We start from the raw sequence: 14,299 nt of genomic DNA on the forward strand, positions 1-14,299 counted from the left end.
CAATGGCGGAATCGTTCGGTCGCGCTCTCATGCATCACCTCGCAGCAGCCTGTTTTTCGTCGCCGGATCGAACCAGATTTCCGTCAGATCGCGGTTCTCCATGAACAGCACCACGTCGACCGTCGTGCGAATCTCGCGCATCAGGTAATCGAACGGGAGCGTCTGGCCGACCGGGCTTTGCTTGACCAGCGTGGCGATGCGCGTGAGTGTCGCGATCGAGTCGTTCGCGTGCACCGTCGTCAACCCGCCCTGGTGTCCGGTGTTGAGCAGCGTCAGGTAGTCCCAGGTTTCGTCGCCGCGCAACTCCGCAAGCAGCACGCGATCGAACTTCATGCGCAACGTCGCCTTCACCAGGCGTCGCGCTGGAATCGCCTCGCTGTAGAAGAGGTGAACGTGATTTCGATGCAGTGGCAACGGCAGCTCGTGGGTATCCTCGATCGTCGCCAGACGCGCCTCGCGCGGAATGATGGGGATCAGGTCGGCCAGCGCCTTCATCAGCGTGGTCTTGCCGGAGCCCGTGCCGCCCACGAGCACGATGTTCAGCCGGTTCAGGATGGCCAGCTTCAGAAACCGCACGACATCGCGCTGCGCGAGCGCGTCGAGCATCTCATGCTGGAAGCGCGCCAGGCCATTGGCGCCCAGCGCCCGGGACGGATTGAACACCGCAGTGGCACGACTGACGTCCATGCCCTCTGAGCCTGCCCGTGCCGCCGCAGCATCGATCTCGCCCGGCGTCATTGCGCTACTACCGCCGGGTGCGCCCCGGACCACATCACGGAACCTGGCGAACCGTCCGGCGTCCGACCACTGCTGTACCGAAAGGCGCGTTGTATTCGGCACGCGAATTGTCAGCGACACAGTGCCCGGCTCGCACGCCGGTGGAATCACGATCTGGCCGCGCTCGCCGTCGGGCAGGCGCACCGGCTTTTCCGGCTCGGCCGCCGATAGCGGCGGCTTCGCCTTGTTGTAGATGGCCAGCGCCGGTGCGAACTGGTTCAGCATTTCCAGCGACGCATTCGGAAGATCATGGCGCTGCCAGCCGTCGAGCGTTTCGGTCCAGCCTTCATAAGGCCGGTTAATCGCAAACTCGGTGACGCCGGGCATCGCCAGCATTGCGGCGATGCCGAGTGTCTTGAGGTGACTGCGTACCGTAAGACTGTCGTCGTATTGCATACTCATAAGCACCTCGAATTAAATGAATCAAGGCGTCGCCAGTTCGTACACGTCGGAGAAGTCCACATCGCGCGCAACGAAGATTGTCGTCATCGACCCGTACTGCGAATACGCGGTCGGCGGTACGTTGATGGTGTTGCGCAGTGCTTCGGCCGCTACCTCACCACCGGCATTCGTGGTGTTGTTAAACTGGATGCCGCTACTGCCCGAGTTCGCGGCCAGTGTCGACAGCGCCTGACCGGCATCGCTGATCAGGCTGACCATCATGGCGCCGCCAAACCGCGTCCAGAAGTGGTTGTCGACGTAGGCCGGCAGGCCACTGCCGCCGAGCGCATCGGCCGCCGGCGAATCGAGTTGCACCTTTACGCCGTCAGGCGTCGTCAGCCGCGTCCAGATCACGAAGATCCGCGCCTGACCCTGCATCAGCGCCTGCCGCTGCTCGCCCACGACCTCGGAGCCACGCTCGACCAGCAGCACCTTGCCGTTCGCCGAGTACACATCTTTCGCCACGTGGCAGGTGGTCATGCCCGGGTAGTCGGTCACGATCTCCGCACCCTGCACGCACGGGATCGTCGTCCCCGCAATCAGCAGGAAGTCTCGCGACGGCATCAGTTCCGCCTTAACCGTTTCCAGCTTCGATGGCTGCAGCTTGCTGTCCAGTCCATCCTTCGCGAATCCGGCATGCGAACCGGTCAACCCGGGCGTGCCACCAGGGGCTGCCGCGTCAGTCGTCCTCTCATCCTTTGATGTGAGCAGCACGTCGCCATCGAGCTTGCGTTGCGCCGGCGTCTCGACCGCGCTGGCCGCCGTCGCTGCAGCGGCGCCGTTTCCATTCACTGCACTGGCTACGTTCGCATGCGCAGGTGTAGCAAGCGCCGCGCTAGCTGCAGCCGCTTCCGACGCCATCGCCGCTTCCTCTGCCCGCTGCTTTTCGATCTTTGCCTTGTCGCGCGCAAAGTCGTGCCGGTCATCTGACGGCTTGTCCTTTGCCGCTTCCGCCCTTGCCGCCTCGGACTCTGCGTGATGCTGCGCCGACCACCGTTTGATCGCGACACCCACTGCGATCGCACCGAACAGCAGGATCAGCACCATCCCAATGACGATCGGTAGCATCCGGAACGGGCTCTTGCGCCTCGTGCGGCCAACACCCGGCACCCCGCGCTCGCCTATGCCGGCGGGCTCGACCGGTGTCGGGTTCGCCAGGTTCGGACCGTTCAGATTGATATCGTCACTCACCGGCCGCCTCCTTTTGCCTCACGAGCCTCACCGTGCCCGGAATCGTCGTGCCCGTCGGGTTCAGCTGGCCGTCTGGCCGGTATGCATTGTTGCGGATGCCGAGCACGGCGTCCCCGACGCGCAGGTTGAAGCGCTGCGCCGTGTCGTGCACCACCAGCACGGGGCCGCGCACGTCATCAGGATTGACGAGCGCTTCCTTGCCGTCCCCGTACACGCGATAGATCTGTGGCAGGTCGCGGCTCGTACTGAACTCGAAGTAGGTAAAGCGGCCGTCATCCCACAGCGCCGTTGGCGCGAGTGTCGTGTCACCATGCATGTCGTAATTGAAGTTGCCCACGCCAGGCGTGCTGACGGTTTCCGCCAGTAGTGCCTGCGCTTCGGCCGAGCGCACCGCGGCCGCCGCCGACGCCTTTGCACGCGTGTCCGGATAATCGAAGGTCAGCGACCAGACTGCTTCCTCGTGCCTCCTGACCGGGACCAGCTTGAGCACATAGCGACGTCTGTTCGTGAGCAGAATCAGGTTGGTTGCCGCCTGCGGTGCCTTCGGCTTGAAGAAGAAACCGTTGCCGGCTGGGCCGGCCGTCCATGCCTTGCCGTCGCCCATGCCGCCGCCGTCGATCTTTTCGCCTTTCTCGAAGACGAGGACAGTCGCCTCGCCCGGGCGATAGGCGATCCGGTACGTCTCATTCGGGTCATACACGGCGCACGCAATGTGCCGGTCACTGCCGCACGCACCGGGCACGACTTCGGCGACAGCCGGTAGCGACATACCGAATAGCGCGGCAGCGATCGACGCTGCAGCAAGCGCTTTCGGGAACCGGATGGTCATGGGTTGGCCCCTCCGGCCGGTGCGCTCAACGACATACTCGACGGTGCCGACTGGGACGATGTGGCCGCCGACGGCATCGGTGTCGCGCCGTCTGCGGTGCTGCGCGTCCAGTCGCGGTCGACCGAGTAGCTGGTGACACGAAAGCCCGTTGGATTGAGCTCCTGTTCGTCGCTGCGGGTCGGCAGATCGCCTATCTCGTAGGTGATCGTCGCGACCCAGTATTCGGTTTTAGGTGGTGCTGGCGTCGAGCCACCCTGCGACGACAAAGAAATCATCGTCTTCGAGAAGAACACCTGTGCAGTGGATCCGACGAACGTAATTGCACCCGGACGCACGATCACGCGATATTTGTCGGTGAGCACGTTTTGCGGCGAGTTCTTGCGGTTGTAGAGCGCCGCGTACAACGCCTGCTCGCGTGGCGAGTTCATCAGCGTCACGGTGTCGTACGCATCCTGGATCGTGTACCAGTCGTACTTCTCACGCAGCTTGACATACGTGCGCAGTGCTGCCCGCACCTCGAGTTCACCGAACGTCACGGATCCGCTGTGCGCGACATCAATCACCTGCACGTCGCCGGTCGCGGTGTTGTCCTTGATAATCACCGGTGGTGACGGTCTCTTTAGTTCTACTAAGGCTGACGAGCCAAGAATAGAAATCAGTGCGACGAACATGGCCCCGCCCGCAACACGCCATGCAATCTTGGTCATGTTTTCCTGCAGCTGCTGCCGGGACTTCTCGAACGAGAGCGCTTCCCTGAAATACATCCGCGCCATCTCGCGTGGATCGGCGTCGGCGAGTTTCGCCGCAATGTGCTGCAGCGCGGTCGCGCAATTGCCGTCGACGGCAGCCACGACTGGCTCAGCCTGCGCCCGCGCCGGCTTCCACGACATCCATTTCATGGCGCACTCCCCTGTGTCGTATGGTTGACGGGCATCCACGGCCCCTCCGGTTGCGTTGGCTTTGGCGCCGACGAGCACGCAGCAAGGAGCGCGGCGCAGCAAAGCACGACGATTAATTTCACGTCAGTCTCCGGTTGGGGTGTACCGTCCGCCGTCACTGGCTGCTCCGACGGACAGCCCATCATTTACTTCGAGCGTTCAAACTCAGCACCGGGAACAACAAGATGTCCAGTTGCCTTGTCGATCGTGATGACGTACGGAACCCCACCACTTACAACCATCTTTCCGTCCTGCGCTACTGCTGGTTCTCGCACGATTTTCCATTTATCCGCTTCGCCGTCGGCACCGAGATTGGGAACCTTGTGTGAAACGTAGAAGTCGTCTCCATCACCATTCCGTGCAATGTTCACTTCGAACCAGCCGTTCTGGCTGACGCGTTTCCATGTGCCCACAAATTCGTTGCCGTCATGCTTACCGCAACCGAATTGTGTCAATGACACAATGACCACAACTGCCGCGGTCATAAACCGGATGGCCCTCATCGATTCCTCCAGGTAGTAGTCAAGATCAAGCACGGCCGATCGAGTTAGTGGACGCTGACGATGCGTCACCTCTGGAACCACCCATCAGCATCATCGCCCTCATGGCTCCACTGGCCGCGTTGCCGATCTTACCGACCATCGATGAGATGCCTACGCCACCTGCCAATTGCGATGCAAGTGACGGCATGCTCAGCGACACCACGATGAACACCAGCCCTGCAGCGATAATCTTTCCTTCAATGGCGTAGGTCAGCATGACATCGCTGACACTGAAGCTCTTCGGCAGCACCGAGGTCATAAAGCTCACCTCGATTGCACCCACTGCACCGAACAGCGCAACGAGCAGACCATAGTTCAGGCATTGCCCAACCCAGTTTTGGAAAAATTGCCGTGTCGGGGGAAAGAGCGCCGCGACGATGAACGCGGGCCCGAGCGCAAGCAGCAATCCAAGTGCGAACTTCGCAAGGATGATGTAGGCCGCAGCAATAGCAAGAAATGGCACGCCGACTAGGAGGATGCAGAGTGCGAGCACTGAGACCTCGACGTATAGCCCAACGTCAGTAACGCCTAATCCGTTGTACATGCTCTTGATAGCGGATATATAGAGATTCAACAGCGTATCGAGCCCACTACTCAGGCTGTTGCCCCCCATCAAGGCACTACTTAGATCGTCCCCGAGGCCATTGAAGAATGGCACCACATACTCGCTGTAGTAGCTGATATTCATCCCGAGCGTGAGCACAGCCGCCCACCCTGCCATCTTCAGGAGGAAGTCGGATATCGGGCTGTCGTTGTGGCCACGCCAGTACGACACGAGTACGAGCAGGACATAGAGACTAAAGCAGGCAGCGACCAGTGGGCTGATCAGTGAGATCATCCGGGCCGAGCCGGTATTGATCGTGTTCAGCACGTTCTGATCGAACGAGTTGAACATTTCGGTAAAGATCTGCAGTTCCATGATCGCACTCCGCGTTATTGATCGGCGTTGTCGTCGCCGTTCAGCCGTTGCTGCATGTCGTTATGGGCAGCCTGTTGCGCGAAATCCTTCTCCGCATCCTGAAGTCGCGCCGCGAGATCGAGGCGCATCTTTTCCGCGTTGATCGACGAGTTCTCTGCCGCCCACCGGTTTTGCAAATCGGCCTTCGCCGCCGGATCCTGCGTGAGATTAGACTGCTGCATCAGCTGCTGGATGTTCGTCAGCCGGTCGATCGATGCCTGATACGAGCGCATCGCCATTGCCTTGTTGGCGGCCAGAGTATCGTTCAGACGTTGCTGCCCGGGCGTGTACGCGGTCATCCCCTCCTGGCTCTCGATACTGCTGGCGAGGCCGCTGATGCCGTTCAACTGCCCGCTCTTCACTTCGTCGTAGACCGACTGCCACTGATCCGGCAGATAGTTGCGCAGCGACGGGTCATTGAAGATGTTTCCGAGGCCGCGATTGCCGATCGTCGACTGGTACTGCTCCGAGAGCAGGCTGTATTGCTGCTCCAGCTGCTTGACAGTCGAGATCGCCTGCGCGATCGCCTGCAGGTCGATCACCGGGACACCCTGCGCGTGCGCTGCCTGCATCGAGAACGTGGCCACGATCAATGCGGCGCCCGTCAAATTGCAGATGATTTTCATCGCCATGCTCCCAAGCTGGACTGCTGCTGTCGGCAAACCATAGCCAGCACGTCGAGGTCGTGCGGCACAATCGGCCGGTGCCTGATGGTGACTGACATTGACATACGCACGCTCCACGCGTGCCGCGCAGATCCGCGAGTGAAATGTCGATCGGCCTATATGGCTTGACCAGAAAACGGTCAAGCCGATGGACGTAGACGCACCACAACCCAAGGATGACGAGCAGGCAGGTCTCCGCGACCGGTGTCCCGCGCGCCCGACCACGCGTGCTGGCCGTACTGCCTTCCCACATACCCAGACCGGGAAGGCCGAAATACAGTGTGGCGGCGGCCAGTCCCGCGCAGCCAGTCGCGCAAGCCACAAGCGAAACGCGCGCGGCGCCCACTCTCCAGCGCCAGCGCCAGTCGTGCTCGTCCGCCCGCTCCTTGAGGTGTTCGCGCGTCGCTGGCTCGATCGCCGACGAAAGGTGAAGAGCGTGTGTCGTCGTCATTCGGTTTCCTCCACAACCTCGGCCTCGTGCCTGCGATCGCGTTTGCCCTTGCGGCGAGCCAGGAACAGCTGCATTCTCAGATCCGTGTCGCCATGTGCGTCGCGCGTGCATTCTTCCCAGATCGCAACGTTGTCCAGACTGCTGGAAAGCACCGCGATCTCGTCGTTCATGCCGCCCAGGTCCAGTGTTGCAAACGCCGACTGGTTGCTCTGCTTGATCAGGAACGTGCGAGACTCCTTCGACAGCCTCTTGAGCGTGTCGAATTCGCGGTCGGTCAGGTTCAGGAGCTTGTAACCGTCGCGCGTCGCGTCCGGATTCGGCAGATAGATCTTTGTCGCCGTCAGGTCGCGGATCTCAGCGAACACCGGACACTGGATTGCGTCCTCCGGCGACTGCGAATCCAGGATCAGGAATTCGTCTGCCTTGCGGCCCGTCTTGAGCGACTTGCGGATCAGCTCCTGCGTGGTGGGGTAGCTGGCCGGCAGCCAGAATTCGGCAATCACCGTCGCGAGCAGGCCGCCCCTCTTCTGCATCTGGTCCTTGAGGTACAGCAGGTGTGCAAGCAGCGGCTCCGTGGCGGCATAGTCTTTCTTCAGGAAGTCAGTGACGTCGAAGCCGATCCGGCGCACGTCGGTAATGTTCGTCAGCGCATCGGGTACGTTGTCCAGCGCCCATGCGAATCGACCGTTAGTTGCTCCACACCACTGGCTCAGACGGACCCATAGACCGCTCTCGTCGCCCGTATCCGGAATCGACTCCAGCAGGCGGCTGAAAGTCCTGTGCTCGATGTTCTCCAGCTTCATGACGGTGTCGACCGCGTGCTTGATCTGCCGCTGGTCGTCAGCACTGAGTTTGCCGCTCTCGTCGCGGCAGCACGCACCCACCAGGTCGTAAAGGTGCGCGAGGTTGCGCTTCGTCTCGGGCAAGCCAAAAGGCGCAAGACCGGTCGGCTCGCCTTCGCGCAGCGTGTAGTAGACAGCGCCCATCTCCTCGAGGAAGATCCGCAGACCCTGATCGAGATCGAGCGCGAAGATCTTCGGGTCGAACCGCTCGAGGAAGGCGAGCAGCATCGTCTCGAGGGTGGTCTTGCCCGTGCCGGTCGAGCCGAGAATCAGCGTATGGCCGGCAACCTTCTCGCCCACGCTGTCCTCATCCAGGCGCGAAGCGTGACAGTTCAGGCTGAACAGGCTTTTCGCAACGGTCTGCACCGGCATGAGGGCCGAACCGTCGCCGAGCGGATTGCCGCGTGCCTTGCCGGCCGAATAGGTATGCATCGAAAACGACGACGCGAGACTGCGGGTCGATTTCGGCATCGGCCGCGGCTTCGTCCTGAATCCCGGCACCTGGCTCATGTACGTGAATGGCGCCGATGCCGTCGCCTTCACGAACTTGAAGCCGCAATCGTTCAGCGCCCGACTTGTTACGTATGCGCCGTTACTGATTGCCTTCTCCGGCGTGTCGCCGTACACGACGAGTGCACCGTGATAGTCGCCGAATGCGAGATCGCGACCGGCGATCAGCGCCACCGCATCCTCCAGTTCCTTGATCTGGTGCTTCGCCTTGTCTTCGACCGACCTCAGCTGATTGATCTGGTCTTCGATCGCCTTCATCGCTTCGGCAGTGCTCAGACAGCCCAGGCTCTGTGTGAAGGTGAATTCGACGGGCAGCGACAGCAGCGGATTCGTCTGCCCCCAGCCGGCCTTCGGAAAATCCTTCAGGTCGTAGCAGACCGCGAACCGGGTTGAGCGATCGGTGCGGATCTCAACCGTGTCGTAGTGGAAGTGCAGGTGCGACGTCGGGATCAGGTCGCGTCCGGTTGCCTGCGTGACCGGCACGCGCTCGTCGACGCCATTCACGAGCTCGCCAATGAACTGATACGCCTCCGAGAACAGGATGCCGTTGTGCCCGTATGCTTCGAGCAGTTGAGGATCGTAGGCAACGAGAGCCTTCATCAGCCCCTCGCCCAGCTCCTCGAGCTCGCGCACCGTCTCGTCCAGGTCGTCGCCCTGCAGGATCGCGGTGATGTAGAAACTGTTCTCGAAGTGATCGTGCCTGCGGAAACGCCGCAGGTATTTGTCGACGGCCTGCTGGATGAACGGATTGCAGAAACGGTACTCGTCGCCGAACGAGACGCTGCGCCGGCGAAACGTGGTCCACAGCGACAGGCGATTGCCTTTCTCCAGCGTCATCGCTGCCAGCTGACGGTTCCAGCTGTCGTAGCGCGCTTCGATCTCGCCACGGCTCACCGATTCGAATGGGACGCCGTTCACGCGCATCACGAGGAAAGCGCCGCCGTTGTCGATGCCCGTCGCCGTTTCCGACACCGGACGGCCGATGCGCGGCAGCTTGTCCTCCGCGGACGCAACGAGCCGGTTCAATTCGTTGCTCACGCGCATGCTTCGTCTCCCGCGTACGGCATGTCGTCCGCGCCGCGAATGCGACGGCGCTCCTCCGCGGGCCGGCGAAACACGTCATACATTGTCTTGCCCGAACCCTGAGCACCAACCGTCATGGTGTGGCCCACAATGGACGGGCACGCACTGGCAGCGCCATCTGACGACGGCGCAGGATTATGGTCATTCATCTTCGTCGTCCTCTGCTTGCGCAAGCAGACGCTGACGCAGCGCCTCGAAGCGCTCAAGGTCCCGGCCGCGCGAAAACGAGCGGGTGTACACGTTCAGGTCGCGGCCATACCGCATCGGTGCGAGCGTGTATGTTCTGCCGAATACCGACACACGACGGCGGTCCAGCCAGCAGCGAAATTCCAGCCACGTCAGGCGCAGTGCCTGGTCATCTGTCTCGCAGACATGCCGGAAAAACAGGAACACGGGCACGCCAGCCGAGCCGATCAACAGACCGCCGGGACCGAGCACGAAGCCACCGACCATACTGGTGATCAGCGATGTGCAGCCAATGATCAGCGCCGGGAACATCGGGACGCCGCCGATCATCGCGGTACGGTTCAGACCCGCGTAGGAGGGGTAAAGCGTGCGTTCGTCGTCCATGGTGATTCAGGCGAAGAGTCCGAAAGCCCAACCTGCGAGCACGAGTGCCGAACCCACGCCGGCCACCTTCGCGATGCCGCCACCAAAGTCATGAATCCAGTCGGCCTTGTTGGACCAGCACTGAACCCCAACCCACAGGAGATACGAACCGGCCATCACGCCACAGAATCCGTAAAACCATAGCGTGAAGGTGTTGGCCGCCGACGTGCCCGCTGCCAGGCCACCGCCCGCCCAGGCTCCGCGGGCGGCCATCGACATGGCCACTGCGCCGATGCGCCTCGCATTCCTGCCACGCAAACGCACCAAAGCCGCGGCACGGCCGGTCAAGGGTTCGAGAAGAATCTTCTTCATCTGCCTGCTCCGTCAAAAATCGCCCAGGGCGTCCCAGGCTGGATGGTGATTGACCGGTTGGGCGTTGTCGGCCCCGGTGTCGGTGCTCACTGCATCATCGGCCCGCCGCACACGGGCCGGGTGCACTGCTGCGCGCGATGCTGTGTGCACAACGGGTGCGTTGCCCACCGGTACGACGACGATCGGCGGCACGACAGCAGCGCTGGCTTCGCTATCGGGCACGTTCGCAGCCACGCGCTGGACATAACTCGTACCACCCACATCCGGTTTGAAGCCGCGCGTGAAATTGCCGCTGTAGTAGCAGCTAAGCGCCGCACGCACGGCATCCTGCGGCACGCGCCCGCCGGCGGCCGCGCGGGTGTAGCAATCGGCGAGGATGACGCCGCCCGCGCGGAGGTTCGCGCACGGATCGAACGCGGTTTCAGGGGTAAGGCCATAGACCCGCAGGTTCGCGCGATTGACCTGGGCCAGGCCCATGCTGTAGTTCCAGCCAGCCGCCTCAAGCGCGCGCACGGTCGCCACCGCCTCGTCGCGGTTGCGCGGTTGGCGCACCAGGTGGCCGCCGACCACGCCGATGGCGAAGGGATTGAAGCCGGATTCCACCTTGACGAGCGCCTGCAGGGTGGTCGGATAGACGGCCGGGGCGCATTGCTGCGCGAGCATCGCGAAGTCGACTGGCATCACGACCGCTCCGTTGCGGGCCCAAACGCGAGACGGGTCTTCATGTGGCGTCTCGGTCGCGCCTGAGCCGATGTGCGAGGCCTTCGGCGACGGAAACCGCGACCGCAGGCAACTGGGGCGTCACGCGCTGGTCGACCCAAGGTACGTAGTGTTCGAGAAGCCAGCCCAGACCGCCGCAACCCCAATCGGCGAGCACGCCCAGCTGCAACAGGCCAATTGCGGCCCGCTTTGCAAGACGAAATCCAAAGAGGTTTTGCATGGCTCACGCCCTCCGCTTCTCGCGCGGCCAACCGCGCCTGTAGGCCACGCAGCCGATCGCGGCCCAACCCAAACCCACGATCGCCACAGCAATCAGCTCACGGGGCGATGAACGCCGCTCAACCAACCAGTACGCGAAGCCAAGGAACGACGTCGCCGCCACGAACAGCAGCAGTGCGCACACGCCCTTTTGAATCAACCCAAGAACTGTGCCCATTTCCGTGCCCTCCGATGTGGTCAGCTCCCACTGGCACGCTATCGGCCCGGGGAGCCCTCCCTGCTATCTCTCCTGCCCAGCGTCACACGCACGAACGAAGCCGCGACAGGCCAACTCGTGCATCTGCTCGTCGAAGAAGCGGCGAGTTGCGATTTCGACGTGTGATACGCATACGGATGGGCTGCGCAATTCATTTCGATTGGCGCACCGACCTCATTCAGGTGTCCATATCATAAAATTAGGAATACTTTATATATAAAGCGACCGAAGACTCGCACTGCACGCTCCTTCGATAGAGATCACTCAATGGCGACAACTAAGGCCGTGCGCGTTTGCCACGATGCGCGGACCGTAGCGCGTGCCGTCAGCTTCAGCAACGAAGCCCGCTTGAAGTCGCCGCTTTAGTCGCTCACCGTCGCCTACCTCCCTTTCGGGTGGTACTGCGTCGGATACGGGCTGCCGCTCAATGAGCATGTCCTCACTTGCCTTTGAGCTTTCCTGCAACACTCCGCTTACGATAGATTGGGCTGCATCTGCGTTGACTCCCTCAGCTTGATACCGGGACGCCGCATCGATCGAATTCATCCGAGCCTCGTCTAGGGTTTTGAGTGCCATTCAAGCGCCTCTATACTCAGCATGTTTGATCACATTTGAAGAATATAGGCACGTTTGTGCCACTTGTCAACTTTAAGAACATTTATGCCAGAAACCTTTGGCTCGCGACTTATTGCGGAACGCGAACGGCTCGGACTCTCCCAAGGCGAGATGCATGCAATTTCCGGTGCCAGTCGTCGTGCGCAATTCAACTACGAACAGGGCGTGCGTCTGCCCGATGTCGGGTATCTGGCGGCTCTCGCTCAGCGCGGCTTCGACATCCTGTACCTGGTGACGGGGACCCGCGTGATGCGCCACGGTGCTGTCGATGAACATATGCTGTGCCGCGTCCTCGTCTCGGTCGATACCGCTCTTGAAAAGCGTCCCATCGACGCAGAGAAGAAATCCAAACTGGTCGCCCTCATTTACCAAAGTGCGGCCGACTCCGGTCAGGTCGATCTTTTGCTCGTCAAGAAAGCAATCGATCTCGCCTTTTAGGCGGCCCCGCTTTTCAAGCGTGCTCCGGAACGTGCCGCGCAGTGTCCGGCGCCCTGACAGCAATGCCGGCGTCGCGTAAGGCATCGCCGATCTGGTTCGCAAACGCCACAGCATGGGCACCGTCGCCGTGAAGGCACAGTGTCCCCGGCTGAATGTTGATGCAGCGGCCATCAATTGCCTTGATCCGGCCATCACGCACCATGCCCAGCGCCTGCTGACACGCCGCTACATCGCTTTCCAACACGGCGTTCGCCTGCGATCGCGGTACGAGCTTGCCTTCCGGCGTGTATGCGCGATCAGCAAAGCCTTCATCAACTGCAAGCAATCCCGCTTCACGGGCCAGGCGTACGAGCAGACCACCAGCGAGTCCGTAGATAAGCAGCCCCGGGTCGTAGTCTTTTATCGCCCGCACGATGGCGAAGGCGAGCTCGTCATTCGCCTCTGCCATGTTGTACAGTGCCCCATGGGGCTTCACATGCACCAAGCGGCCGTTGAGGCCCGCCACGACAGCCGCCAAGGCACCCACTTGATACTGCACGCCGGCATAAACTTCGTCAGCCGGTAGGTACATCGGCGCGCGGCCGAAGTTCTCGCGATCAGGAAAACTCGGGTGCGCTCCGATTGCGACGCCTTGTCGAATCGCCTCGGTCGTGACTCGTCGCATCGTCAACGGGTCGCCAGCATGCCAGCCGCAGGCGATGTTGACCGAACTCGCGAGCTTGATCAGCTCGAAGTCATGCTCAAACCCTTCGCCGAGATCGACGTTCAGATCGATTGACTTTGCATTCATTTCTTCCCTCACATCAAGCCTTACAGTATTCTCGCAGTGCGTATCAACTGATATCGCACCATCACCAACCACCTCATTCCTCGAGTTGCACACCTCGCTGCCGCGACAACGAAAGCAATCCTGGCTCGTTTAATCATCCCAGGCCGCCGCGTCGAGGGTTTCCACCACTCCCGATCGGCAGCCAGTGCCGGCCGGAGCAGTCTGACGATTAATGTAGGCATCAAGAATGGCCTGACCAGCTGGCCCCACCCTACCCAGCCACTCCCGCGCCCTAGCCCGGCCTTCGTTCTGCAGCGTCGCGCGCAGCTCTGGCGAAATCGGATCCTCGATGACCACGCCGTTATTCCTCATGTGCACATAGTTGATCGCCATCCGTTCAGGAAGTGCTTGCCATTCCGCACTCTGCACATCACGAGCAGCAGCTGTGATTTGCCGCTGCCGCTGGGCCGACTGCGCTTTGAAGCGGCTCTCGCTCATCACAAGAAACGAAACCGGGAAGGCGTATCGAACTGCAGCGAAATTCGGAAGTATGCCGGCGAGGGTGTTACCGACCGATCCGTCCCCGGAAGACAGCACTGCATTGATACCACCCTCGCCAACTAACGACTTGACCTGCTCCATAGGCAAACTGGCCGCCTGTGCACCCACGTTGCCCAGCACGGTCGCCGACGTTTCGTCATAGGTCCGAACTTTCAGATGCGTGATATCGCTCGCGCTCTTGAGAGGCGTGAGCGACCAGAGCCCCGTGGGCGGCCAGGGCGACACCACCAGCAGATGCAAACCGGCTTTCGCAAGCGCGCGACGATAGGCTGGCTCCGCAATGCACGCCAATGCTTTCGCGTCCGCTTCGCTACGCGCCAGAAATGGCAACGTTGACAGTTCGAACAGCGGATCGAGCGCGGCCAGATTGCCACCGAAGATGTCTGCTGCGTCGACACCGCCCGCTCGTACGTCGTCGACCAGCTGTGCCGCGCGCCTGCTCGTCCGATACTGGATGTGCGGCGCTATGTAACCTTGCGTTTCCGTTGCGACGTGTTCGGCGAACGAGCGAAGACCGTGGCCTGATACGGTGTCCTCAGGGTATGACGTGACCATCGACCAGTACACGTGCTT

General features: G+C 61.5%; 16 protein-coding genes. 1 reads left to right on the forward strand and 15 read right to left on the reverse strand.

Features of this window, described 5'->3' with window-relative positions:
• Positions 1-27 precede the first annotated feature (27 nt).
• From E1N52_RS36820 to E1N52_RS36880, 13 genes are all read right to left on the reverse strand, one after another.
• A complete protein-coding gene (locus E1N52_RS36820; RefSeq protein WP_133189215.1) occupies positions 28-1,179 on the reverse strand; it encodes an ATPase, T2SS/T4P/T4SS family in 1,152 nt (383 codons plus the stop codon).
• A gap of 21 nt (positions 1,180-1,200) precedes the next feature.
• Positions 1,201-2,409 (reverse strand): type IV secretion system protein VirB10, encoded by a 1,209-nt coding sequence (virB10, locus tag E1N52_RS36825; protein ID WP_133189217.1) that lies wholly within the window; start codon positions 2,407-2,409, stop codon positions 1,201-1,203.
• On the reverse strand, positions 2,402-3,238 hold the full coding sequence (locus tag E1N52_RS36830; RefSeq protein WP_133189219.1) for a TrbG/VirB9 family P-type conjugative transfer protein: 837 nt from the start codon (positions 3,236-3,238) through the stop codon (positions 2,402-2,404). The genes virB10 and E1N52_RS36830 overlap by 8 nt, the downstream gene beginning before the upstream one ends.
• Positions 3,235-4,137: a VirB8 family type IV secretion system protein gene (locus E1N52_RS36835; RefSeq protein WP_133189221.1), complete on the reverse strand. Its 903-nt coding sequence runs from the start codon at positions 4,135-4,137 to the stop codon at positions 3,235-3,237. Before E1N52_RS36835 ends, E1N52_RS36830 begins: the two co-directional genes overlap by 4 nt.
• 185 nt (positions 4,138-4,322) lie before the next feature.
• Complete coding sequence (locus tag E1N52_RS36840; RefSeq protein ID WP_246089383.1) at positions 4,323-4,712, reverse strand: hypothetical protein; 390 nt, start codon at positions 4,710-4,712, stop codon at positions 4,323-4,325.
• Complete coding sequence (locus E1N52_RS36845) at positions 4,705-5,637, reverse strand: TrbL/VirB6 family protein (RefSeq protein WP_133189223.1); 933 nt, start codon at positions 5,635-5,637, stop codon at positions 4,705-4,707. The genes E1N52_RS36840 and E1N52_RS36845 overlap by 8 nt, the downstream gene beginning before the upstream one ends.
• 14 nt (positions 5,638-5,651) lie before the next feature.
• On the reverse strand, positions 5,652-6,302 hold the full coding sequence (locus tag E1N52_RS36850; protein ID WP_133189225.1) for a TrbJ/VirB5 family protein: 651 nt from the start codon (positions 6,300-6,302) through the stop codon (positions 5,652-5,654).
• Between the two features lie 486 nt (positions 6,303-6,788).
• On the reverse strand, positions 6,789-9,188 hold the full coding sequence (locus E1N52_RS36855) for a VirB4 family type IV secretion/conjugal transfer ATPase (RefSeq protein ID WP_133189227.1): 2,400 nt from the start codon (positions 9,186-9,188) through the stop codon (positions 6,789-6,791).
• A 180-nt stretch (positions 9,189-9,368) separates the two neighbouring features.
• Complete coding sequence (locus E1N52_RS36860; protein WP_133189229.1) at positions 9,369-9,797, reverse strand: VirB3 family type IV secretion system protein; 429 nt, start codon at positions 9,795-9,797, stop codon at positions 9,369-9,371.
• Between the two features lie 6 nt (positions 9,798-9,803).
• Positions 9,804-10,148, reverse strand: coding sequence for a hypothetical protein (locus E1N52_RS36865; protein ID WP_133189231.1), 345 nt, complete (start codon positions 10,146-10,148; stop codon positions 9,804-9,806).
• A gap of 12 nt (positions 10,149-10,160) precedes the next feature.
• Positions 10,161-10,829: a lytic transglycosylase domain-containing protein gene (locus E1N52_RS36870; protein WP_165979535.1), complete on the reverse strand. Its 669-nt coding sequence runs from the start codon at positions 10,827-10,829 to the stop codon at positions 10,161-10,163.
• Positions 10,830-10,869: 40 nt separating this feature from the next.
• Positions 10,870-11,088 carry a hypothetical protein gene (locus E1N52_RS36875; protein ID WP_133189235.1) on the reverse strand — a complete coding sequence of 73 codons (219 nt, stop codon included), beginning with the start codon at positions 11,086-11,088 and terminating at the stop codon, positions 10,870-10,872.
• Between the two features lie 3 nt (positions 11,089-11,091).
• Positions 11,092-11,304 (reverse strand): hypothetical protein, encoded by a 213-nt coding sequence (locus tag E1N52_RS36880; RefSeq protein ID WP_133189237.1) that lies wholly within the window; start codon positions 11,302-11,304, stop codon positions 11,092-11,094.
• Between the two features lie 699 nt (positions 11,305-12,003).
• Between E1N52_RS36880 and E1N52_RS36885 the strand changes: the two genes are divergently transcribed.
• Positions 12,004-12,396, forward strand: a complete 393-nt coding sequence (locus E1N52_RS36885; protein WP_133189239.1) for a helix-turn-helix domain-containing protein — start codon at positions 12,004-12,006, stop codon at positions 12,394-12,396.
• A gap of 13 nt (positions 12,397-12,409) precedes the next feature.
• Here the strand turns inward: E1N52_RS36885 and pxpA are convergent, their stop codons facing one another.
• Entirely contained in the window at positions 12,410-13,186 is a 777-nt protein-coding gene (pxpA, locus tag E1N52_RS36890) for a 5-oxoprolinase subunit PxpA (RefSeq protein ID WP_133189241.1), read from the reverse strand.
• 129 nt (positions 13,187-13,315) lie between these two features.
• A complete protein-coding gene (gene dctP, locus E1N52_RS36895) occupies positions 13,316-14,293 on the reverse strand; it encodes a TRAP transporter substrate-binding protein DctP (protein ID WP_165979536.1) in 978 nt (325 codons plus the stop codon).
• Between the last annotated feature and the right edge of the window lie 6 nt (positions 14,294-14,299).

Origin of the sequence: Paraburkholderia guartelaensis, from assembly GCF_004353905.1 — a bacterium.
GTDB classification, from domain to species: Bacteria; Pseudomonadota; Gammaproteobacteria; order Burkholderiales; family Burkholderiaceae; genus Paraburkholderia; species Paraburkholderia guartelaensis.